General features: G+C 35.5%; 19 protein-coding genes. 6 read left to right on the top strand and 13 right to left on the bottom strand.

Features of this window, described 5'->3' with window-relative positions:
* Positions 1-136 precede the first annotated feature (136 nt).
* Positions 137-937, top strand: coding sequence for a zinc transporter ZupT (gene zupT, locus OEV82_RS10245; protein ID WP_263061815.1), 801 nt, complete (start codon positions 137-139; stop codon positions 935-937).
* A gap of 84 nt (positions 938-1,021) precedes the next feature.
* On the opposite strand, the gene uraA is transcribed toward zupT, so the two are convergent.
* Positions 1,022-2,308, bottom strand: coding sequence for a uracil permease (gene uraA / locus OEV82_RS10250; protein ID WP_263061816.1), 1,287 nt, complete (start codon positions 2,306-2,308; stop codon positions 1,022-1,024).
* Between the two features lie 402 nt (positions 2,309-2,710).
* Between uraA and OEV82_RS10255 the strand changes: the two genes are divergently transcribed.
* Complete coding sequence (locus OEV82_RS10255) at positions 2,711-3,283, top strand: peptidylprolyl isomerase (protein ID WP_407672762.1); 573 nt, start codon at positions 2,711-2,713, stop codon at positions 3,281-3,283.
* A 121-nt stretch (positions 3,284-3,404) separates the two neighbouring features.
* On the opposite strand, the gene pepT is transcribed toward OEV82_RS10255, so the two are convergent.
* Positions 3,405-4,637: a peptidase T gene (pepT, locus tag OEV82_RS10260; protein ID WP_263061817.1), complete on the bottom strand. Its 1,233-nt coding sequence runs from the start codon at positions 4,635-4,637 to the stop codon at positions 3,405-3,407.
* A gap of 11 nt (positions 4,638-4,648) precedes the next feature.
* Positions 4,649-5,494, bottom strand: coding sequence for a glycosyltransferase family 8 protein (locus OEV82_RS10265; protein ID WP_263061818.1), 846 nt, complete (start codon positions 5,492-5,494; stop codon positions 4,649-4,651).
* A gap of 186 nt (positions 5,495-5,680) precedes the next feature.
* Here OEV82_RS10265 and OEV82_RS10270 point away from each other — a divergent pair, with 186 nt between their 5' ends.
* Positions 5,681-7,396, top strand: coding sequence for an ABC transporter ATP-binding protein (locus tag OEV82_RS10270; RefSeq protein ID WP_263061819.1), 1,716 nt, complete (start codon positions 5,681-5,683; stop codon positions 7,394-7,396).
* Between the two features lie 454 nt (positions 7,397-7,850).
* Here the strand turns inward: OEV82_RS10270 and OEV82_RS10275 are convergent, their stop codons facing one another.
* The 3 genes from OEV82_RS10275 to OEV82_RS10285 form a co-directional block, all read right to left on the bottom strand.
* Complete coding sequence (locus OEV82_RS10275) at positions 7,851-8,876, bottom strand: glycosyltransferase family 2 protein (protein ID WP_263061820.1); 1,026 nt, start codon at positions 8,874-8,876, stop codon at positions 7,851-7,853.
* 12 nt (positions 8,877-8,888) lie between these two features.
* Positions 8,889-10,571 carry a DUF6044 family protein gene (locus tag OEV82_RS10280; RefSeq protein WP_263061821.1) on the bottom strand — a complete coding sequence of 561 codons (1,683 nt, stop codon included), beginning with the start codon at positions 10,569-10,571 and terminating at the stop codon, positions 8,889-8,891.
* Between the two features lie 268 nt (positions 10,572-10,839).
* Positions 10,840-11,289 carry a universal stress protein gene (locus OEV82_RS10285; RefSeq protein ID WP_173658016.1) on the bottom strand — a complete coding sequence of 150 codons (450 nt, stop codon included), beginning with the start codon at positions 11,287-11,289 and terminating at the stop codon, positions 10,840-10,842.
* Between the two features lie 261 nt (positions 11,290-11,550).
* Between OEV82_RS10285 and OEV82_RS10290 the strand changes: the two genes are divergently transcribed.
* Both OEV82_RS10290 and OEV82_RS10295 read left to right on the top strand, forming a co-directional pair.
* Complete coding sequence (locus tag OEV82_RS10290) at positions 11,551-12,852, top strand: hemolysin family protein (RefSeq protein ID WP_263061827.1); 1,302 nt, start codon at positions 11,551-11,553, stop codon at positions 12,850-12,852.
* A gap of 308 nt (positions 12,853-13,160) precedes the next feature.
* On the top strand, positions 13,161-14,819 hold the full coding sequence (locus OEV82_RS10295; RefSeq protein ID WP_173657805.1) for a peptide ABC transporter substrate-binding protein: 1,659 nt from the start codon (positions 13,161-13,163) through the stop codon (positions 14,817-14,819).
* Positions 14,820-14,946: 127 nt separating this feature from the next.
* On the opposite strand, the gene OEV82_RS10300 is transcribed toward OEV82_RS10295, so the two are convergent.
* The 7 genes from OEV82_RS10300 to nikC form a co-directional block, all read right to left on the bottom strand.
* Entirely contained in the window at positions 14,947-15,135 is a 189-nt protein-coding gene (locus OEV82_RS10300) for an SE1832 family protein (RefSeq protein ID WP_173657804.1), read from the bottom strand.
* A gap of 158 nt (positions 15,136-15,293) precedes the next feature.
* The gene (locus tag OEV82_RS10305) at positions 15,294-16,808 is read right to left on the bottom strand and encodes an acetyl-CoA hydrolase/transferase family protein (RefSeq protein WP_263061822.1); all 1,515 of its coding nucleotides are present in this window, start codon (positions 16,806-16,808) and stop codon (positions 15,294-15,296) included.
* Positions 16,809-16,955: 147 nt separating this feature from the next.
* Positions 16,956-17,606: a LytTR family DNA-binding domain-containing protein gene (locus OEV82_RS10310; protein ID WP_173661622.1), complete on the bottom strand. Its 651-nt coding sequence runs from the start codon at positions 17,604-17,606 to the stop codon at positions 16,956-16,958.
* Between the two features lie 242 nt (positions 17,607-17,848).
* Complete coding sequence (locus OEV82_RS10315) at positions 17,849-18,856, bottom strand: ABC transporter ATP-binding protein (protein WP_173661623.1); 1,008 nt, start codon at positions 18,854-18,856, stop codon at positions 17,849-17,851.
* Positions 18,831-19,853: an ABC transporter ATP-binding protein gene (locus OEV82_RS10320; protein WP_263061823.1), complete on the bottom strand. Its 1,023-nt coding sequence runs from the start codon at positions 19,851-19,853 to the stop codon at positions 18,831-18,833. The genes OEV82_RS10315 and OEV82_RS10320 overlap by 26 nt, the downstream gene beginning before the upstream one ends.
* A 12-nt stretch (positions 19,854-19,865) precedes the next feature.
* Entirely contained in the window at positions 19,866-20,786 is a 921-nt protein-coding gene (nikB, locus tag OEV82_RS10325; RefSeq protein ID WP_263061824.1) for a nickel ABC transporter permease, read from the bottom strand.
* A 12-nt stretch (positions 20,787-20,798) separates the two neighbouring features.
* Positions 20,799-21,698 carry a nickel transporter permease gene (gene nikC, locus OEV82_RS10330; protein WP_263061825.1) on the bottom strand — a complete coding sequence of 300 codons (900 nt, stop codon included), beginning with the start codon at positions 21,696-21,698 and terminating at the stop codon, positions 20,799-20,801.
* A gap of 351 nt (positions 21,699-22,049) precedes the next feature.
* Between nikC and OEV82_RS10335 the strand changes: the two genes are divergently transcribed.
* Entirely contained in the window at positions 22,050-23,654 is a 1,605-nt protein-coding gene (locus OEV82_RS10335; protein ID WP_263061826.1) for a glutathione ABC transporter substrate-binding protein, read from the top strand.
* Positions 23,655-23,813: the final 159 nt, after the last annotated feature.

The raw sequence follows: 23,813 nt of genomic DNA on the forward strand, positions 1-23,813 counted from the left end.
AATATTTTCCCTTGTATTAAAATGTTTACCAAGGGAAACTTTTTGTTTTTCCATATATTTTTAAACATTGGAACATATGTTAAATATAGGGAACACTATAAGAACATATATTTAGTTTGGAAAGGAAGAATAGCGGATGACAGAAAATGTATTAATCGCATTCACTTTAACCTTAATAGCCGGCTTGGCAACAGGAATTGGTAGCTTACTTGCCTTTTTTACATCGAGGACAAATACGAAATTCCTTTCCTTTGCTTTAGGGTTTTCAGCGGGAGTCATGATTTATATATCCTTTGTCGAAATATTTATGAAAGCGGAAGAGGCCTTGGTAAATGAACTTGGAGTAATGAACGGAAAATGGGTAACCGTTATAGGTTTCTTTGGTGGAATGATACTCATCGCATTAATTGATAAGTTTATTCCAAAACAAACGAATCCCCATGAGTTAAAAAAGATAGAAGATATGGCTGATCCGATTCCAAGACAAAATGATTTAATGAAAGTGGGGGTTTTTGCCGCTTTAGCAATAGGGATACACAATTTTCCTGAGGGAATTGCAACATTTGTTTCTGCTCTAAATGACCCAGCATTAGGAGTTTCTATTGCTGTTGCGATTGCGATCCATAATATTCCAGAAGGGATTGCTGTATCTGTTCCGATTTATTATGCGACTGGTAGTCGTAGAAAAGCGTTTAATTTATCCTTTTTGTCTGGATTGTCAGAACCAATAGGAGCATTTGTTGCTTACTTATTACTTATGCCATTTTTGAACGATTTCATGTTCGGTATCATATTTGCAGCAGTAGCTGGAATCATGGTATTTATTTCTTTAGATGAGTTATTGCCAGCAGCCAAAAAATACGATGAAGCCCATACATCGATTTATGGTTTAATGCTAGGGATGGCTGTGATGGCTTTAAGCTTACTAATGATATAGGAAGCTACTACGTTTTTACAACTTCTATCAAATTAAGCCATTGGGTCTGGAACTCCAATGGCTTTTAAAGTTTGAACTAAGTATTTATTTATCTTCATTAGAAAGATGTAAGCAATCAAGGAGTTGAAAGAATAAGCTTACGATCATAGCAACAATCGTGGCAAGTCCCATTCCTTTTAAAGGTACTTCACCGATTTGGATTGTAACACCGCTAAGACCGACAATGAATACGATAGATGTTAGAATTAAATTGCGTGCTTTACTATAGTCAACTTTTGATTCAACGAGTGTACGTAAGCCACTTACAGCAATCATGCCGAATAATAGTAACGAAATACCACCCATAACTGCTGTTGGTATAGTTGAAATTAAGGCTGAAAACTTTCCGAGGAATGCTAGTATAATGGCAATTACTGCTGCTCCTCCAATAATCCATGTTGAATATACTCTAGTTATCGCGAGTACACCGATATTTTCACCGTAAGTTGTGTTTGGAGTTGAACCGACGAAACTTGAAAGTAACGTAGAAACTCCGTTACCAATAAAGGAACGACCAAGTCCAGGGTCTTTTGTTAGATCTTTCCCGACAATATTGCCGGTAACGATTGTATGGCCGATATGTTCTGGCATGAGAACAAGGACGGCAGGTAAAATTGCAAAAATGTCCGACCAGTTCAATTTAATCTCGTAAAAAGTAGGCATTGCAATAAAAGGTGCTTTTTGAACACTAGTGAAATCCACAAGACCAGCAAACCAAGCGATCATATAGCCACCAACAATACCAAGCAAAATTGGAATAATCTTTAAAAAGCCCCGTAGAGTAACCCAACAAATAATGGTAATAAATAATGTTAAAACTGAAACGGTAACGGTATTTGTATCCATAGTCCAGTCTGCGCCAGCATCAGCTGTGGGGATAAATCCTGCCATTTCCGCTGCTACAGGGATTAATTCAAGACCGATAACAGCAACAATAGCCCCCATTGCAGCTGGTGGGAATATTGCATCAATCCAATTCGTACCTATAGCGTTAATCAGTAATCCAATTAAAATCAAGGCAACCCCAACAGCAAGAAATCCACCTAGAGCATAACTATAACCTTCACTACCTTCATAACGATTTAACACAACAAAAACTGGAGAAATAAAGGCAAAGCTGGAACCTAGATATGCAGGGATTTTCCCTTTTGTTATTAGGATATATAAAATGGTCCCAATCCCGTTCATTAATAATATTGTAGCGGGATCAATACCGAATAAGATTGGAACAAGTACAGTTGAACCAAACATTGCAAATAAATGTTGCAAACTTAATGGTAAACTTTCGAGGAATGAAAGTTTCTCATCGACCTGAATTTCCTGTTTTGCCATACACACTCTCCCCTTCTTTAATCCATTTCGTTATTAAAAAATCACGTTTCCGAGCTGTGCAAGGCATAAAAAATGCACCTTGCTTAAAAAACCAGCAAGGCGCCTAAAGATCGAACGTTAGATAAATATATATAAATATATTTAGTCCATCCGTATTTTCTGTACGAAATTTTTTCCGACAACCTTGCCAGCCTCACGGGACTGAGTTAAAGGTACTATTTTATTCTTTAATTATCTTACAATAAAATATGAAAAAGTCAACGCTAAAATAAAAAAATTAAATTGTTTATAATATAATTTTTCATTTTTCCTTGAAAGCATATATAATTGATTGGAACTAGTAATTATTGGGAGGGGTATTTCTATGCGGCCAAAAAGTAAATATTTTCCCATTTAAATATTATGTGTTGTTTTATTCGTTTGTCTATTCCTAAATGCTGTAGCAACAAAGAAACGGAAAATTCCGTTGTCACAATTGAAATGGAGGACGGGGGAATCATTAAGATGGAATTATACCCGGCGATTGCCCCAAATACAGTAGCGAACTTTGTCTCGTTAGTAGAACAAGGGTTTTATGACGGAACAATTTTCCATCGTGTAATTCCTGGTTTTATGATTCAAGGTGGTGACCCTTCTGGTGATGGTACCGGCGGTCCTGGATATACAATAAAAGGGGAATTTACAACCAACGGCTTTGAAAATGATTTAAAACATGTACGAGGAATAGTTTCCATGGCAAGGGCAATGCATCCTGATTCTGCCGGATCCCAATTTTTTATAATGGTTGAAGCAGCCCCTCATCTAGATGGACAATATGCAGCCTTTGGCAAGGTTACAGAAGGAATGGACGTTGTAGATAAGATTGTAAGTGTTGATCGGGATGCCAATGATAAACCATTAGAAGATCAAGTGATGAAAAAAGTCACCGTTGCAACTTTTGGAGTGGAATACCCAGAGGTGGAGATAGTGCAATAATGAAAAGAACTGCCAATGAAAGGAATTTATCCGTGTATCATACGGCAGTTCTTTTATTGAGGCTAATATTATCAATATTACATAGAGTTTCCCTCTAGTGGCACCCGAGGAAACGATAATATTATGCCTTTTCCTCATAGATTTTCGCGATTTCAATAATCACTTGAGTCGCTTTTTCCATTGTTTCAACAGAAACATATTCGAATTTTCCGTGCATATTTTCGCCACCTGCGAAAATGTTAGGTGTCGGTAAGCCCATGTAAGATAATTGGGCACCATCTGTTCCTCCACGAACAGGTGTAATTTTTGGTTCAATATCGAGGCGTTCCAATGCTTCTTTTGCGTATTCAAACACTTCAATGTTTTCCTCAATTTTTTCTTTCATATTGTAATATTGGTCATTCAAATCAAGTGTTAACGTTCCTTGGCCGTATTTTTCATTTAGCTCTTCTACAATGTTTGTTAAATGTTGTTTTTTTCCTTCAAATTTGTCACGATCATGGTCACGAATGATATAGTAAAGTTTTGTTTCTTCCACATCGCCATTCATTTGTAGTAAATGGTAAAATCCTTCATAGCCTTCCGTATGCTCAGGTGCTTCTTCGGCAGGAAGTAAGGCGTTTAATTCCATAGCGATTTTTAAGGAGTTGACCATTTTATTTTTTGCAGAACCTGGATGAATATTGTTCCCCTTTATCGTTATTTTTGCAGCAGCTGCATTAAATGTTTCATATTCTAGTTCACCCAGTGGGCCACCATCCATTGTGTAGGCATATTTTGCATTGAAACGTTTTACATCAAATTTATGTGGTCCACGACCGATTTCTTCATCTGGTGTAAAGGCAACACGAATGGTTCCATGGTTAATTTCAGGATGTTGAACGAGGTAATTCATTGCTGTCATAATTTCTGCAACGCCTGCTTTATCATCTGCGCCAAGAAGTGTAGTTCCATCGGTTGTAATTAAAGTTTGTCCTATATATTTGTTTAAGGATGGAAATTGTTCTGGAGATAGAACAATATTTTTTTCTTTATTTAGGATGATTTCTCCACCATCATAATTTTCAACAATTTGTGGTTTTACATTTTTACCAGTAAAATCGGTTGCTGTATCAACGTGGGCTAAAAACCCAATCGTCGGTACATTTTTATCTGTATTTGCCGGCAATGTTGCGAATAAATAACCGTTTTCATCAAGTTCAACTTCGTCTAAACCGATTTCCTTTAATTCTTGTTCAAGTAATTTCAGTAAATCCCATTGACCTGGAGTAGAAGGTGTCGTATCACTTTCTTCATTGGATTGCGTGTCAATTTTGACATAGGTCGTGAACCGTTTAATTAACTCTTCCTTCATACTATCAACTCCTATTTTTTTGAACTCAATATATTTTCTTGGTTAGATTGTATCATTTCTGCATATCGCTGGTAAAATATTCCGAGCCCCCCTTTATAGTCAACATGCCACGGTTTATCCTTTCCGCAATAATGAATGAATATTGTATTTTTCTTGATCCAAGAAAGATCTCCTGCTATTTTTCGAGAAATTTTACCAAATTTAAAAAAACGTGCATCGTAATTGTAACGATAACTGTCAACGGGTTTAATTTTATCCCAGTAAAGTCCATTTAACACATCTTGATCAGGAAAAATAAGTTTATATTTATTTTTTTTAATAAACTGATAAATCTCTTTTAAACTTACTAATTTCCGCATTAATGTTACATTCATTAGTAGGACGCCAGTATTAAAGTATCCTTTAGCAAAGGGGGTATTAAGGCGCAGATTATTTATCCCTTTAACAAAACGTGCGATATGTTCATGTTCTGCAGCAACAAAAAGACAATCATCAAATTCAGTATAATAGAAATCGGTAATTGGATTGATGGCAACAATATCAGGGTCGAGGTACAGAATGCGATCGACGTTATCTGGTAAAAACAAGTGGGCTACCAATCGGTAGTACATTTCAACGGAGTAATGTCGGAAAACGGGTGCATCATTAAATAATTCTTTTTTTACAAAAATTGGGTAAAAATGTTGTCCATGTTCTTCTATATAAAACCGGAGTAAATCTAGCTCTTGTTTTGTTAGTTCTGAATGTATGAGGTAAATGGTGAATTGCTCATCTTTGTTATGGACAAACAATGATTTGAGTAAAACTTTTAAGGGTGGGATGTAGTTGGAGTTTAAAGTTACAAGAATATTAATCATTGAAAGATTTCACCTCTATAAAATAGTAGGTAGTTTTATTTTATCACCAATTAAACTAACGGTAAAATTTTACAATTTTAAGAGATGAGCATTTTCCAAATTTATAAAATAGAACTCTTGTATTTTTTAGTATAGAATATGAGGAGTAGTATTTGATAGTATGTAGAAATAAAAAGGAGATCGATTATGCTTCGGAGATTTTTTTCTTATTATAGACCACATAAAAAATTGTTTACGATTGATTTTACAAGTGCGATTATCGTAGCAATTTTAGAGTTAGCGTTTCCAATTGCGGTGCAATGGTTTATTGACTCACTATTGCCTAGTGGTGATTGGTCAAAAATTGTTTCAACGAGTGCAGCGTTACTAGTTTTGTATTTAATTAGTACGTATTTACAATATATTGTTGGTTACCTTGGTCATATGTTGGGAATCAATATTGAAACAGACATGCGCCAAGAGTTATTTACCCACGTACAACGTCAATCTTTCCGCTTTTTTGATAATACGAAAACAGGGCATGTGATGAGTCGAATTACGAACGACTTGTTTGATATAGGAGAACTGGCTCATCATGGTCCGGAGGATGCCTTTATTGCAGTCATGACGATTATTGGTGCTTTTTGTATTATGGTACAAGTACATGTTCAGCTTGCTATTGTGACGATACTTGTGATTCCGTTGCTTGTGATTGTCATTACGTACTGTAATATACAAATGAATAAAGCGTGGAAAACTATGTATGAAAAAATTGCTGATGTAAACGCCCGAGTAGAAGATAGTGTTTCCGGTGTTCGAGTTGTACAATCTTTTACGAACGAAGAGTATGAGATCAAGCGTTTTTCTCAGGACAACAAGAAGTTCCATAAAGCTAAACTTGCAGCCTATAAAGTTATGGCGATGACAAATTCCAGTATGTACATGATGACACGTTTTGCTACATTGATTGTGCTTGTGGTGGGTGCTTGGTTTAGTTTTCGTGGTAGTCTGTCATACGGGGAGTTAGTTGGTTTTATTTTATATGTCAACGTACTATTTAAGCCCGTGGACAAAATTAGTGCTTTGATGGAACTATATCCAAAAGGAATGGCAGGTTTTAAACGGTTTACAGAATTAATCGATAGTGAGCCGGACGTACAAGATGTGGAGGACGCCATTGAGGTGCCCCACTTAAGAGGAGATATTACGTTTCAAAATGTATCCTTCAGTTATGAGGATAATAAAACAGTGTTAGCAAATATTAATTTAGAAATTAAAGCGGGCGAAACGGTGGCGTTCGTCGGGCCGTCCGGGGCTGGTAAGTCTACTATCTGTTCCTTAATTCCGCGTTTCTATGATGTGGATGACGGATCTATTAGCATTGACGGTATTGATATACGTAATATGAAGAAAAAATCACTCCGTTCGCAAATTGGAATTGTACAACAAGATGTGTTTCTATTTACAGGGACATTACGTGAAAATATTGCTTACGGAAAAATGAATGCAACTGATGAAGAGATTCTAGAAGCGGCAAAACGTGCCGATATATACGATTTTATTTTAAACTTGCCTGAAGGACTCGATACCCAAGTGGGCGAACGAGGGATGAAGCTATCTGGTGGTCAAAAACAACGTGTTGCTATTGCACGGATGTTCTTAAAAAACCCACCAATCTTAATTCTAGATGAAGCAACTTCAGCCCTTGATACTGAAACTGAACGCTTAATTCAAAAATCTTTAGATGAATTAGCCGAAAATCGCACAACCCTTGTTATTGCACACCGGTTAGCAACCATCCGTAATGCTGATAAAATTGTTGTTGTAACAGAACAAGGGATTGTTGAGCAAGGTACAAGGGAAGAACTCCTGGCAAAAAATGGTGTTTTTGCCCGCTTGTATGAGGTCCAATATCAACATTAATAATTATTCTTAAAAAACTCTATTCCCTTAACGTGACTAAGGGGAATAGAGTTTTTTTGAGGGGAGAGCTTGTTGAAAATAGTTTTTGTTTGATTGCCGAAGAAAAAGTGCGTTCAACGTGGTGTTGAAAACAGTTTTTGCTTGATTGCCGAAGAAAAAGTGCGTTCAATTTGGTGTTGAAAGCAGTTATTGCATGTTTTCCCGAGAAAAAGTGCGTTCAATTTGGTGTTGAAAGCAGTTATTGCATGTTTTCCCGAGAAAAAGTGCGTTCAATTTGGTGTTGAAAACAGTTTTTGTTTGATTGCCGAAGAAAAAGTGCGTTCAATTTGGTGTTGAAAGCAGTTCTTGCTTGTTTTCCTGGGAAAAACAGTGTTCATCCACGTGCTGAAAACACTTTGTTTGGAAGTTGGTGAAAAAGTGCATTGATATGGGGAATAAAACCGTATTCCTTACATCAGCCCTCTTTTTTGTGCTTTAAATTGACCAGTATTTCATCTTTTATACTCTGCTCCCCTAACATTGGTTTCGTATAAAGATCAATATCAATGGCAAACTTTGGTCGTTTTTTTACTTCCATGAAAATTTTCCCGATATATTCGCCAATGATTCCGATGGCAACTAATTGCAATCCACCAATGAACCAGATAGAAATCATTAGTGAAGTCCATCCTGCACTTGTAAAACCGAGTACTTTCTGAATAAGGGCGTAACTCCCTGCAAATATACTTATGAAAAATAGGACGAAGCCTAGAAAAGTAATGATTCTAATCGGAATCATACTGAAAGAAGTAATACCATTGATCGCAAAAGATAACATCTTCTTTAGCGGATATTTCGTTTTGCCAGCAAATCGTTCCTTACGATCGTAGTAAACTTCTGTTGCTTTAAACCCGAGAAGAGGAATAATGCCACGAAGAAAAAGATTGTTCTCTTCGTATTTTGCCAATTCTTCTAGGGCACGTTTTCCTAGGAGCCGGAAGTCTGCATGATTGTGTACAAGATGAATCCCCATTTTTTTCATTAATCGGTAAAAGGAAAGAGCGGTTGTTCGTTTAAACCAAGTGTCCGTCTCTCTAGAATCACGCACACCATAGACGATTTCATATCCTTGGTGATATTTTTCGATAAAGTTACGAATGACGGAAATGTCATCTTGAAGATCACAATCAATGGAAATGGCGCAGTCACATTTTTCCTTCGCTACTAGATAACCAGCAAGTAATGCGTTTTGATGACCGACGTTGCGAGTAAGTTTAATTCCGGTCACCAATGGGTTTCGAATACTTTCCCTTGCAATAATCGACCAAGTATGGTCCCTACTACCATCGTCAACAAACAATATTTTACTATCCATATGGATAAGCTGGTCATTTACTAAATCGTTTAAACAACAAGATAGCTGTTTTATTGTTTCTGGTAAAACTTCTTCTTCGTTATAACAAGGGACCACAATGGCAAGTAACGGACTATTATTCTCCATAGAAGTCTCTCCTTACGAAGTATTTTGCAACATGACACGGTAAAGATAAACTTTCCATGCTGATTCAGGATGTTCAAAACTTTTTTCAAAAATTAAATTGTTTTCATGTGCATTTTCAATGGGAAGGCTTGAAAAAATATAGCGACCTCCCATTTCATATAATGCGTCCGTATTCATATCCAAATGTTGGATGACTCGCTTTGACTTTTTTCGAAAATCATATTTTTTCCCAAGTTCATCGACAAATACGTAGCATCGACTTCCCCATTCATCAAAATAAATTCGGAGCTTTTTATTTTTTTCTAACTCATTCGCAATAATTTCCCGAAACTGATATTTATATCGAAGGGGATAAAAATTGCTGTAAGTATCTAACGTATAGAAACCGTTATATTGTGATATTGCTGGATGAAGGCCAATTGAGACAACTCGATATTCCGATTGGGGTCTACCTATATATTCTTTAATTTCTTGAAAAAGTTCTGTAGCATAAAATTCTCTAAAAGAAGGCATATGATGAATAACTCGATAATGGATTTCTTCATTAAATGGAATTAATACAATGATTTGCCCAATAATGGCGATATACACAATTTTCCTCCATCCTGTTCGCCATAAATAATATAAAGATAGTCCAAAACTTAAATAAATAATAAGCGGTCGTAAAAAATGAAAACGGGCAAAATTAAAAGTGGTTAATAACTCAATTTTTTCCTTTAGTGGTATCCACATTACGTTAAACCAGAGAGCATACCAAAGGGATAAGGCGTAGTTTAGAATAAAAAGAAAGAGAATTAATTTTTCTTGACGCCATTGTTTTCTTAGTATGATTAGACCAATGACAAGTAAAAGGATAGGCAAAATGACAATCGTATGGTTGGTCATTACATGGGTATGGCCAAATACAAAGTTTTTAAGGGATAGTCGCAAACTTCGTAACAACTCATGCCTGGATGAAATAAATTCGACACGATGGCTAACCTCATCACTAAATAACGTTGCATAGACAAGGCGGTATTCAACAAGTAAGTAAATAACACCCATTAATATAATGCTAAACAAAAAGCGACCGTTTAATTGTTTCTTTCGAATCGCATCCACGAGCCAGAAAATAAAAATGGCAACTAAAAAGAAGAAAAATCCTAGAACAATACTTGAGTAAAAGGGTAATAAACAAATGGTTACCCATTCTTTCCATGTATCTTTTCCTTGCCGAATTTTTAAAAACGCCCATAGTGCTAACGGGTGCCCTAGTGTACTTAACATCCCTGATGGCCAGAATGGAGTTAAGGCAAAGGTTAAAGCAACACCGACAGTGATCAGGTGTGCTTTTTTATCTTTAATAAAAAAATCTTTTAATAGTAAATACATCCCGATAAACGCAAATACACGGGTAATCGTTTGACTTATGGCATAAGCAGTCATCGTTTGGAATAAGGCATGCAGTAAGACGATGCCTGTCCATTCTGAACCGAAGGCATAACGTGGCAAACCGTTAATTATTTGTGGAATAGTTGCATCAACAGAACCAAATAGTTGTCCACTATTAGCGAGAACTTTATACCAGGCTAGATTTGAGTCCAAATTGTCATGTACTCGAATATGGGCATCTTCACCCAAAATAAATAATGGTGAAACAAATATTATGATCATGACAAATGCGATAAAGAGCTGTCTTTTTTCTACATTACCCAAATCTTTATCACTTCCAATTTTTTTCAATTCTGCCTATTAATCTGTCCGGTTTTGAGAAAAATATTCCTTATTTTGTAAAATCTAAAAAGGGTGCAGTTAGTCATTATAGATTTGCTTAATGAGTTGCATGGTGATGTAAGCATACATAGTTTTAAAATTATAATTTGTTCTTTCAAGATCGGTGAAAATTACACTTTTATATAAAAAAAGTGGTATATAAAAGTCTTCATAAACTTTTGTATACCACAAATAAAGAAATAAGTATGTGCTATGGAACAATGATGACTGGACATGGCGCCAATTGTAAGACTCCAACACTTACACTACCTAATACTGCACTTTTAACAGGTCCTAGTCCACGAGACCCCATAACAATTGCTTCTGCGCCTTTTTCCTTTGCAATTTTTGTAATTTCAATTTTAGGTTCCCCAGTTAAAACGATCTTCTCTGTTATCAATTCTTGACCTTGACTATCTTTTAATGTAAGTTCAATGACTTCCTTACCTAATTCCTCAACATATTTTTCAATATCCTTTTTTGATATTACACGGTGGACGTTTGGCGAGAAGGTATAGTTCGGCTGAACATTCACTATTATAATTTCTCCATCTAACTTTTTACATAATGAATAAGCATAGTTTACTGCTCGTTTTGAATGTTCTGATTGGTCAACCGGTACGATATATTTATTCGCCATATTTTCGGAGCTATCCTTCAATAGCTCCACCCCTCCTTATTAAATGTAATCAAAATATTCCTATATCATTATTTCTATAAAGAATGTAATATATCCTTCTGATATTGTATATGATTTCACAAACTTTTTGTGAAAAATTTCGATTTTAAATGTTTAAATTTTATATCGTCCAAACGATTATGATAAAATATTTTTTAAAAGGTTAAAATAATCCAAACAAGTATCTAATTTAAAGGAGAAGTGATTTTACACTTGGATAGTTTATGGATTCCCATAATATTAGTGTTATTATTAATTTTAATAAATGGTGTATTTTCCATGACGGAAATTGCCATTGTGACTTCCAAAAAAACAAAACTTGAGAAATTAGAAGAAGAGGGAAATAAAAAAGCAGGTATTGCCTTGAAATTGGCAAATAATCCGAACCAGTTATTATCAACGATTCAAATTGGGATTACTTTAATCGGGGTTGTTACTGGTGCCTTTGGAGGTGCAACAATTGCCTCTCAAGTAACACCTTACTTACAAAAGATCAGTTTTTTAGCACCATTTGCTAGTCAACTTAGTTATATTATTGTAATTGGATTATCTACATATTTATCTCTTATTCTGGGCGAACTCGTTCCAAAACGAATAGGGATGAATAATCCCGAAGGTGTGTCAATGGTAGTCGCGAAACCGATGTATTTTTTCTCTAAAGTTGGCAAACCTCTTATATGGTTTTTAAGTCGATCAACGGAACTTGTTTTAAAAATATTAGGAATTAAGCCGAAAAATGAACCTGCTGTAACAGAAGAAGAAATCGCTCAGTTAATTGAACAAGGGGTTTACAGTGGTGTTGTAGAAGAAATTGAACAAGATATGGTTGAACAAATATTCTATTTAGGGGATAAACGTCTTGGTGATATCCTTACACCAAGAACACAAATTGTTTGGATTGATTTAGAAAAACCTTTAGCAGAAAATCTTGCAAAAATGTTAGAAAGTAATTACTCCCGTTTCCCTGCTGGGCGTGGCAGTTTAGATGATTTTGCCGGGATTATTCATACAAAAGATATATTTGCAAAAATGGCTAAAAATGAACATCTCGATCTTTCCGAGTGTATTCGTGATACATTGATCCTTCCAGAACCAATGAAAGTTTTCCAAGCTTTAGAAGCTTTGAAAAAATCAGGTCAACATGAGGCCATGGTTATTGACGAGTATGGTGGTATTGAAGGTTATGTAACAATGCATGATTTCATGGAAAATATTGTTGGTGAACTACCTGAAAGTGATGATGAAGATGAGCCACAAATTATAAAAAGATCGGATGATACATGGTTAGCTGATGGATTATTACCCATTGATACATTTGCCCGATTTTTTGATTTAGAAGATGAACCAAGCCTTCGTGGTGGAAATAATTTCCATACTCTTGGCGGTTACATAACAATGAATTTAGGCGATATTCCCCGTGTTGGTGATACCGTTCAAGTAGCAGATTTTGTTTTAGAAATTGTTGACATGGATCATGTACGAGTTGATAAAGTACTTATAACAAAAGTTGAGATTGAAGAAGAACACGAAGATGCAGTTGAATAAAAAAACATAATCCATTACCAAGCAATCGGATCATTACCGATTGCTTTTCTATTATAGTAAGGTATCCGATTAAAAGTCCAGTATCTAATCAAATCCCTTATCGAATAAATTGGTAAATACATGAATAACTTTATTTTAATATAGCAAACATTTTAATTAAATAAAGCTTTAAAACACAGAATAATTATTGAATTGTTAAAAAAGTGTTTACTTTTTTTAAATTCGAAGTTATAATACTATATAATTTAATATATTTCAATATACTAAATTGTTAAAGAGGGTCATAACTGATTAGGGGGTATTACAAGATGAAGCTAAAAAACATTTTTGTAGTCATGATTTTGGGATTTATTATTCCATTCATTGCTGCTTGTGGTAGTGATGAAACCGGAAGCACAGAGAAGTCAAAAAATTCTCCCGGATCAGATGAAAAAGTATTACATTTTCCAAATCCAGAAGCTATTCCTTCAATGGATCCATCCATTGCTACAGATGAATCATCCTTTGTTTATCTAGCAGCAACGATGGAAGGTTTATATCGACTGGATGCCGATGCTAAAGCAGTACCTGGAATTGCAACAAGTCATGATGTAAGTGAGGATGGTCTAACATGGACATTCCATCTTCGTGAAGATGCAAAATGGGAAAATGGTGATCCGGTGACAGCACACGATTTCGTCTATTCTTGGCAACGTGCCGTTGATCCTGCAACAGGTTCTGAATATGGACCATATATGATGAATAATGTTATTAAAAATGCAACAGCTGTGAGTTCTGGTGAATTGCCTAAAGAGGAATTAGGAGTACATGCTGAAGATGATTATACTTTTGTCGTTGAACTAGAAAATCCAATTGCATATTTTGAAACTCTTGTAACGTTTGGTACATTTTTACCGCTAAATCAGAAATTTGTTGAAGAACAAGGCGATAAATTTGCGACAAGTTCTGATACCCTACTTTCCAATGGACCTTACACAATGGAAAATTGGACAAGTACAAGCGATTCTTGGGAATTAGTAAAAAATGAGAGTTATTGGGATGCTGAAACAGTTCAAATGGACAAGCTTACGTTCAAAGTGATGAAAGAACCACAAACGGCAGTAAACTTGTATAATGAAGGCTCTTTAGATAGAGTTGACTTATCATCTGATCTTGTAGACCAATATGCAACAAACGATGAGTTCCATATTCAGCCAGCAACATTTGTGTACTTTATTAAATTCAATCAGGAGGCTCATCCTGCGTTAGCAAATAAAAATATCAGAGCGGCTATTAGTCAAGCCTTTAATAAAGAGGCATTAGTGAATGAAATTTTAAATAATGGTTCAATTGTAGCAAACGGTCTTATTCCAAAAGACTTTACTCCAATTCCGGAAACTGGTGAAGACTTCCGTGAAGTCAATGGTGACTTAGTGACATATGATTTAGAAGCTGCCAAACAAGCTTGGCAACAAGGACTAACAGAGATTAATGAAGAAAAAGTAGAACTAGAATTATTAGTCGATGATGATGAAACAACCAAACTCATGACAGAATACATTGCTAACCAACTTGAAACCAACTTAGAAGGTTTAACCGTAAATATTAAACGAGTACCTAAAAAACAACGTCTGGATTTAGATACAAAAATGCAATATGAAATGCAAATTTCAAGATGGGGTGCTGATTTCCTTGATCCATTTACGTATATGAATCTATGGACTACAGATAGCGGAAATAATATGATGGGATATTCCAATTCTGAATATGACCGACTCGTACTTGAAACGACAACAACATATGCAACGGATAACGTGAAACGTTATGAGAACTTCTTAGAGGCAGAAAAAATCCTATTTGAGGACGCTGCGATTGCACCAATTTACCAATCTTCTATTGCACAACTGGTTTCACCACGAGTGAAAGGCATACATTACAATCCATTTGGTCCTACTTATGAATATAAATGGGCAGATATAGCAGAATAAAAATGTTTAATGGGGACTACTCTTTTGAACAGAGAAAGTAGTCCCCTTTTCCAATTAGAAGGAAAATTCAGTGTTGTAAGTTCTTATTTATTTCAAGTTTTTTACTTGCGTCTTTTGTTATTAGCGTTTACGATTCCGTTTGTTGAAGTTTTTCCCGCAACCGTTTTAACTCAGCTTCAATTTCTTCAAGCAGTTTTTCAGAGTATGCAACATTACTATGCTTGCCAAGGGATTCTAATTTTTCCATATCTCCTTGAATACGTATATAATCACTTTTTAATTCGTCCATTTTTTTTTGTATTTCGGCCTTTTTCATTTCTCATCATCCTCAATTTATATTTACTCATATCTTATCATGATTCTTAGATTGTCGCATTTGCTCTGTTCTAAAAATTGAAATAAATCGATCCTGTTGAATTATGGCAATAAAAGAGGTTGTCCGAATCATTGGACAACCTATAAGGAACGAAAGAATTAGTTTGTTACAGGAACTTTTTCTAACATGGTTCCATTTTTAGCAAAGTTAATATGGAATGAAAAAGCTTTTTCTAAAATGTGAGGTGTTTGGCCGCCTTGTGTTAATGCTTCAAAATAGTAATCTTTCAACTGTTCTTTATACATAGGATGTGCACAATTTTCAATAATCAACTCCGCACGCTCTCTCGGTGCAAGACCACGTAAATCAGCATAACCTTGCTCAGTAACAATAACATCAACATCATGTTCAGTATGATCTACATGCGATACAAAAGGAACAATACTGGAAATGTTACCGCCTTTTGCAACCGATTTTGTAACAAATACTGTTAGACGAGCATTACGTGCAAAGTCACCGGATCCACCAATACCGTTCATCATCTTCGTACCGGAAACATGTGTTGAATTTACATTACCGTAAATATCAACTTCTAATGCTGTATTGATTGATATAGTCCCGAGACGACGGACAATCTCCGGATAGTTCGAAATTTCTTGTGGTCTTAAAATCAATTTATCTTTATATTTTTCAAAGTTGCCGTATACTTCATTTCCTTTTTCTTCTGATAAAGTAATCGAAGTTGCAGAAGCGACTTTAACTTTCCCCGCGTCAATTAAATCAAATACAGCATCTTGTAGTACCTCAGAATATACTTCAAGATCATGGAATTCAGAAGTAAGCATACCGTGTAATACTGCATTTGCGACTGAACCAACACCGATTTGAAGTGGCGCGAGTGTTTTATCTAATCGACCTGCTTCAATTTCCTTACGTAAAAATGACATTAAATGATTGGCCATTGTTTGTGTTTCTTCATCAGGTTGTACGATAGTTGAAGGAGAATCCGTTTCAGTTGTTAGTACAATACCTTTAATTCTATCAAACTCAACAGGAATACCAATTTTACCAATACGATCGCTAGAATTTGTTAAAGGTATCGGTTTTCTTTCCCCTTGTTTTTCAGGTAAGTAAATGTCATGTACACCAACTAATTCTTTTGGTAAATTTGTATTTAACTCTACAATAACATTTTTCGCTTTTTGAACGAATATTGGAGAGTTTCCTACAGATGTAGTAGGGATAATCATACCATCTTCTGTAATAGCAACCGCTTCTACGATAGCAAAATCAATTTCTGGCAATACCCCAGCGCGAACAAGTTCAGCAGTATGGGATAAATGTTGATCAATATATAATACGTCCCCTTGGTTGATCTTCTTTCTAATTGTATTATCTGTTTGGTATGGTAAACGTTTTGCGATAAGTCCTTGTTCAGACATTAATTTGTCAATATCAGAACCTAAAGAAGCACCGGTGTAAACGTTTACTTTGAAAGGGTCAGTTTTTGCCCGTTCAACTAAAGCAAGTGGAACTGCCTTAGCATCTCCTGCGCGAGTAAACCCACTTAACCCCAATGTCATCCCGTTTTCAAACCATGAAGCAGCTTCATCAGCAGAAACAATTTTACCCTTTAAAGATTCAGGTAATACGTTTGAAAGCTCTTTCTCCACAGTAATCCCCCTCTTTTTGAACATTTTATGAACTTTACATTATCTTATCAAAGCGAGGGGGGAACCACATTTCTATTGGAATGAAATAGAAAATAAAGGAACTATTCAGAAAAAAACAGAACAAAAACTGTAAACGGTTTATTTTTATTAAAACATTAACTGCTTTCTAAAATAGCTTGCATAGGACTGGCTAACAGGAATACGATCGCCATTTTTCATAACTAATAGAAAAGTAGAATGGAAGTCTGGTTGTATTTCTGCAATGGCATTTACATTTACAATAAAAGAACGGTGACACCGAATAAACTGCTCCGCTGGTAATAAATATTCAATCTCAGATAAATTAAGTTTATGATAACCATCAATATTTTTTGTAACAACCTTAGCTTTACGATTTTCCGCTTCTAAATATAGAATACTTTGAACAGGTACCGGATACCAACGATCGCCATTTTTAATTGTAAAAAAATTTGGTAGAGAATAATTAGCGCGCGTAGGGAAAATGGCTGTCACAACTCTATCTGGTTTCCCTTTTTCCAATATTGGAACAGATAAGCCAAAATAGGATACACCAAACACACTTGGGTCAACGTATGAAAAAATTTTTCTTTTTAATGAAAGTGCTTTATAAGTTGCACTTCCCCTTTTAATTTGATCACCAGGTTTAATATGTAAGTTAATGGATGGACTGGGAAAGTAGTCTTGATAAACCCTCGTATCAGATATAGCAACGGATGTATCTTTTGGAAAAATTTCCGTAAAAATTTCGAGTAACTGATCTGTTGATATGCGTTCCAAGTGACTCCCTCCACAAACGTTAGAATGATTAACTATTCACATTTATTAATATGTATATTATAAAACAATAATTTAGAAAATGCTAAAAATTACTTTTCTATTTCCTTAATCTTCTAAAATATGCACAAAAATTCTAAGTCTAGTCGTAATGGGAGAAATGTTTAAGAAAGAAGATGTCAATAGTGGTAAGTATATTTTTATAAAAAAAGGAAGAGGGCCATTTCCAAATGGCACTCTAATGATTAATTTGTAACAGCAACTTTCTCATTTAATTTACCAATATAATGACATGCTGCTGCGTGGCCCGTCTTCATATTATTTTTGTGAACAAGTTCCGGTTCCGTTGTTTGACATAACTCTGTTGCAAAAGGACAACGAGTATGAAAACGACAACCTGATGGTGGATGAATGGGTGATGGAAGATCCCCTTTTAAGATAATTCGTTCTCTTTGTTTTTCTGGATCTGGAACAGGAATCGATGATAAAAGAGCTTTTGTATAAGGATGTTGTGGGTTTTCAAAAATAGAATGTTTATCACCGATTTCGACAATTTTCCCTAAATACATGACGATAATTCGATCAGAAATATGTCGAACAACTCCGAGATCATGGGAAATAAATAAATAAGTTAAATTATATTCTCGTTGCAATTTTTTTAACAAGTTTAATACTTGTGCTTGAATAGAAACATCAAGGGCTGAAACTGCCTCATCACAAATAATAATTTTTGGTTGAACAGATAAGGCCCGTGCAATTCCAATTCTTTGTCTTTGCCCACCACTAAATTCATGGGGAAATCGGTCTGCTTGATATTTAGCAATTCCGACTGTTTCTAGAAGTTGTAATACCTCTTTTTCTCGATCACTTTTTGAATGAACATTTTGAATGGTCATCGCTTCTTTAATAATACTTTTCACTGTTTGACGTGGATTTAAAGAAGCGAAAGGGTCTTGGAAAATGATTTGCATATCTTTCCGTTTTTTTCGCATTTCAGATTTGCTTAACTTGAGGAGGTCTGTACCATCAAAGATAATACTTCCTGAAGTCGGCTCATCTAGTCGTAAAATGGCGCGTCCCGTTGTGGACTTACCGCATCCTGATTCACCGACAATACTGACAGTTTCCCCTTGATAAATTGTAAAAGAAACATCGTCAACAGCTTTTACGTGATTGACGGTTCGGCCTAAAAATCCGCCCTTAATCGGAAAGTATTTTTTTAGGTTTTTAACGGTTAATAGTTCTTTGCCCACCGTTTACATCCACCTCCTTATTTCCGTCCCACTCATTTGAATAGATCCAGCAGCGAATTTCATTATTTTCTAGATGCGCTACTAATTCCGGCTCTTTCGTATGACATATGGCTGATGCATGGGGACATCTTGGTGCAAAAGCACAACCATTTGGCATTTCAAAAGGGCTGGGCACATTTCCTTTGATTGCAATAAGTTCTTCTTGGTCAATATCATGCCGTGGTAGTGAATTTAATAAGCCAACTGTATACGGATGCTGTGGATTTTTAAATAATGTTTTGACGTCTGCAAATTCAACTACTTTTCCGCAATACATAACAGCAACATAATCACATGTTTCGGCAACGACACCTAAATCGTGAGTAATGAAAATAACAGACATGTGAAGTTTTTCTTGTAACTCTTTTATTAACCTTAAAATTTGTGCTTGAATCGTTACATCTAAAGCAGTCGTTGGTTCATCTGCAATTAATAATTTCGGATTACAAGCAAGAGCCATTGCAATCATAACCCGTTGACGCATTCCACCTGATAATTCATGTGGATATTGATCAATTCGTTTTTCAGGAGAAGGAATACCAACAAGCTTTAACATTTCAATTGATTTTTCCTTTGCTTCTCTCTTGGATAAATTCCGATGGATTTGATAAACTTCACTAATTTGCTCACCAATTGTAAAAACAGGGTTTAAGGAAGTCATTGGTTCTTGGAAAATCATTGAAATTTCGTTACCTCGAATTTTGCGCATGTCCTTTTCTGAGAGTTGCAAGAGATCCTTACCATCAAATAAAATTTCTCCACTTTTAATTTTTCCTGGACTTTGAATAAGTCGTAAAATAGATAGTGATGTAATACTTTTACCTGAACCCGACTCACCTACGATTCCTAACGTTCTTCCAGATGGTACGGAAAAACTAACACCGTTAACGGCCTTCACTTCTCCTTCTTCTGTAAAAAAAGAGGTACAAAGATTCTTTACTTCTAAAATGTTTTTCACATGTGTTCACCCCTATTGCAAGTCTATTCGTTTATTTAAATAACGGTATGAAATATCAACTAACGTATTAACGATCACGAATAATAAAGCAATGATCAGAACAGTTCCTTGTAAAACTGGGAAATCTCTTTGATAAATTGCATCAACGACTAGCCGGCCCATTCCATTGATTGCAAATACTGATTCTGTTAAAACAGCCCCACCTAAGAAACTACCAAACTCTAAACCAGCTACTGTAACTACTGGTATTAAAGCATTTTTCAATGCATGTTTATATATAACAAGTCTCTCCTTCACACCCTTTGCTCTCGCTGTACGTATATAATCTTGGTTAATAACTTCTAACATACTCGACCGTGTCATCCGAGCAATAATAGCAGCTCCTCCAGTACCGAGTGTAATGACCGGTAGGATATTTTGTTGCCAAGAACCCCAACCTGACGGTAAAAAGATTGGGTGGTCAATTGCAAAATATTTTATTAACATTAATCCCATCCAGAAGTTAGGCATTGATAATCCGAATAAGGCAATAATCATAATGATTGCATCAATCCAAGATGATGCGCGAACAGCGGAAATAATCCCAGCAATTAAACCAATGAAAACAGCCAACACGACACTATAAAAGGCGAGTTCGACTGTAGTCCAAAACCTTGCTTCTATTTCATTAATAACCGGTCGATTGCTACGAATCGAATTACCAAGATCACCTTGTAGCAAGTTTCCTACATATGTTAAATACTGGACGTGTAAAGGTTCATTTAATCCTAAACGTTCTCGGATGTTTTCAATTGTATGTTCCGGAGCCCCTTCCCCTGCGATAATTTGAGCGGGATCACCAGGCGATAAATGCATTAAAGAGAATACTAGAATCGTTACTCCTATTAAAACAGGGATTAATTGTAATAAACGTCTAAAAATAAATTGAATCATGTATTTCCCCTCCTAACGTTTTCTCATTTTAGGGTCTAAGGCATCGCGTAAACCATCTCCGAATATATTAAATACGAGCACGATAATCACAATTGCGATTCCAGGGAAAAAGGCGACATGTGGATAATCGAAAATATAAGATCTTCCATCATTTAACATTGCTCCCCATTCAGGTGTAGGTGGTTGAGCACCTAATCCTAGGAATGAAAGACCAGCAGCTGTTAAAATAGCTGTAGCAACTCGTAGTGTTGCTTGAACGATAATGGGTGATAATATATTGGGTAATATATGTCGGATTATTATTCGAAAATCGCTTGCTCCAAGGGCGCGAACGGCATCAATATATTCGAGTTTACGAACAGATAATGTAGAACCTCGGACAATCCTTGCGAATGAAGGGATTGAATATATGGCTACAGCAATAATGACGTTATTTAAACTACCACCTAAAACACCAGCAATTGCAATGGCAAGTAAAATTCCTGGAAACGCTAACAATACATCCATTGTCCGCATAATAATGGAGTCTACCACGCCACCATAATAGCCGGATATAATTCCTAACAAAACACCAAAAATAGCACCAATCGCCACAGACACAAATCCTACATATAAAGTAAGCCCCATACCATGAATGATTCTAGTAAAAATATCACGACCAGCATGATCAGTGCCAAACCAATGTTCTCCATTCGGTGTTAATAGTTTTTTCGTATAGTCAATCGCTGTCGGATCATATGTTGTTAATAGTGGACCAATTAATGCGATAGCAATAAATAAAATGATAAGAAAAAAGCTAATTAAAGCAGCTTTGTTCTTCTTGAAATTTCTGTAAAAAATCCTCCATTCCGATTGCCGTTTGGTCACCCTATGTGGTTTAGATGTAATTGTCTGAACCGGTTGATTAGCCATCTTATCATCCTTTCTTTTAATAAAATAGTAGGTAAAAAGTTGGCAATTCCGTTAATAAAATTTTTTTATTTTTATAGGGTAGGACATACCTATAATACTATATTATCTAATAATTCTGAAATGTTATATTAGCGAAAAATATCGAAATTAGTAAAAAACTTTCGACAAACACCGACAAAATAGAGAAAAACACTGTATTTTTGTCAAGTAATGTCATTAATTGTTGTAATTTTTTTAATAATAATTTAATAATAAATATTGTATATTTTGAAATTTCATATTATATTAATTGAAGAGTATGATAAAAGTAGAATAATAGAATAGGGGTATATACATAAGGGGGTAAAATGAATGTTAAGGAAGAAAAGAACATATTTTACTATTGTAATGATGCTTGTTTTTGGTCTTATTTTATCAGCATGTTCAAGTAACAATTCGTCATCTTCATCCGATGAAAAAGGTGGAGATGCGGGATCAGATTCAGGCTCTACACAGGATTTAATCATAGCCCAACTTTCAGAAGCGGTATCTTTGGATCCACATGGTTCAAATGATACATCATCTAGTAATGTAGCTTATAACATTTATGAACAATTAGTTTATCACGATGAAAATATGGAGCTAGCTCCTGGTCTGGCTGAATCTTGGGACCTAATTGACGATACAACATGGGAATTCAAGTTGCGTGAAGGAATTAAATTCCATGATGGTGCTGACTTTAATGCAGAAGCAGTGAAAAAAAACTTTGAAAGAATACTTGACCCGGATGTCGGTTCGCCTCGAGCTTTCTTATATGAAATGATTGATTCAATTGAAGTAGTTGATGATTATACTGTTCAATTTAAATTACAATATCCATTTGCACCATTTCCAGCTCACTTAGCACACAATGGTGGTGGAATAATTAGTCCTAACGCCATTGAAAAGGACTATGAGGGAATGAAAAATGGTGATGAGCCAGGAGCTTATATTAGCTTAAATCCTTCAGGTACGGGATGGTTTAAATTAGATGAATGGAAATCGGGCGAATATATTAAACTAGTACGAAATGAAGATTATTGGGGAGAAAAAGCAAAACTTGATAGTGTTACATTTAAAGTAGTATCAGAAAGTTTAACACGTGTAGCAGAGCTAGAATCTGGCACATCTCATGTGATTGATCCTTTAAGTCCTTCTGATATAAGTCGTGTAGAGTCATTAGCAAATGCAAGTGTTCATAAACAACCAAGTTTATCACTTTCTTATGTAGGCTTTAATATGGAAAAGGAACCGTTTAATGATGTTCGTGTACGTCAGGCCATTTCTATGGCGATAGATAAAACACAAATTATTGATGGAATCTATGAAGGAACTGGTGTACCTGCTACAGGACCAATTGCGCCACATGTTTGGGGCTTCGATGAATCCGTAGAACCATTAGAATATAATGTTGAAGAAGCAAAAGCATTACTTGCTGAAGCGGGTTATGCAGATGGGTTTAAAACAACACTATGGACGAATGATAACCCAGATCGCGTGAAAATTGCTGAATATGTGCAATCAGCTCTAAGCGAAATTGGCATCGATGTAAAAATTGAAATTCTTGAATGGGGTGCATACTTAGAGCAAACCGCAGCTGGACAACATGACATGTTTATTCTTGGATGGACAACTGTAACTGCCGATGCAGACTACGGTTTATATCCCGTATTCCATTCTGAAAATGTAGGAGATCCAGGTAACCGGACGTTCACTAAAGATGCTGAGTTAGATAAAATATTAGAGCAAGCAAGACAAGAAAATGATGAAGCAACACGGTTAGACTTATATTCACAAGCTCAAGAAAAACTAGTTGAAATCGCTCCAATGATTTATTTACTTCACACAGACTTTATTGTAGGTATTGATAATAAAGTTAAAGGATTCGAAATTACACCAGCAGGTATGTTTAAATTAAAAGATGTAACGATTGAATAATATGAAAAAGCTGTCCTTTCTCTATGTAAAGGACAGCTCAGACTGTCGACAAACCCCAACTCAAATGCTTCATTTGAGTTGGGATTTGTCTTTTTTTGCTCATCATTTTCTAAGATTCTTATCTTATTTAGGCTGGACATGGTCTTTTCCATGTCCAGT

The organism is Pallidibacillus thermolactis (assembly GCF_025660415.1).
Classification (GTDB): Bacteria; Bacillota; Bacilli; order Bacillales; family Caldibacillaceae; genus Pallidibacillus; species Pallidibacillus thermolactis.

Coding starts and splice junctions, on each gene's coding strand:
- zupT (WP_263061815.1), top strand. CDS start 137: ATGACAGAAAATGTATTAATCGCATTCACTTTAACCTTAATAGCCGGC.
- uraA (WP_263061816.1), bottom strand. CDS start 2,308: ATGGCAAAACAGGAAATTCAGGTCGATGAGAAACTTTCATTCCTCGAA.
- OEV82_RS10255 (WP_407672762.1), top strand. CDS start 2,711: ATGTGTTGTTTTATTCGTTTGTCTATTCCTAAATGCTGTAGCAACAAA.
- pepT (WP_263061817.1), bottom strand. CDS start 4,637: ATGAAGGAAGAGTTAATTAAACGGTTCACGACCTATGTCAAAATTGAC.
- OEV82_RS10265 (WP_263061818.1), bottom strand. CDS start 5,494: ATGATTAATATTCTTGTAACTTTAAACTCCAACTACATCCCACCCTTA.
- OEV82_RS10270 (WP_263061819.1), top strand. CDS start 5,681: ATGCTTCGGAGATTTTTTTCTTATTATAGACCACATAAAAAATTGTTT.
- OEV82_RS10275 (WP_263061820.1), bottom strand. CDS start 8,876: ATGGAGAATAATAGTCCGTTACTTGCCATTGTGGTCCCTTGTTATAAC.
- OEV82_RS10295 (WP_173657805.1), top strand. CDS start 13,161: ATGAAGCTAAAAAACATTTTTGTAGTCATGATTTTGGGATTTATTATT.
- OEV82_RS10300 (WP_173657804.1), bottom strand. CDS start 15,135: ATGAAAAAGGCCGAAATACAAAAAAAAATGGACGAATTAAAAAGTGAT.
- nikB (WP_263061824.1), bottom strand. CDS start 20,786: ATGATTCAATTTATTTTTAGACGTTTATTACAATTAATCCCTGTTTTA.
- nikC (WP_263061825.1), bottom strand. CDS start 21,698: ATGGCTAATCAACCGGTTCAGACAATTACATCTAAACCACATAGGGTG.
- OEV82_RS10335 (WP_263061826.1), top strand. CDS start 22,050: ATGTTAAGGAAGAAAAGAACATATTTTACTATTGTAATGATGCTTGTT.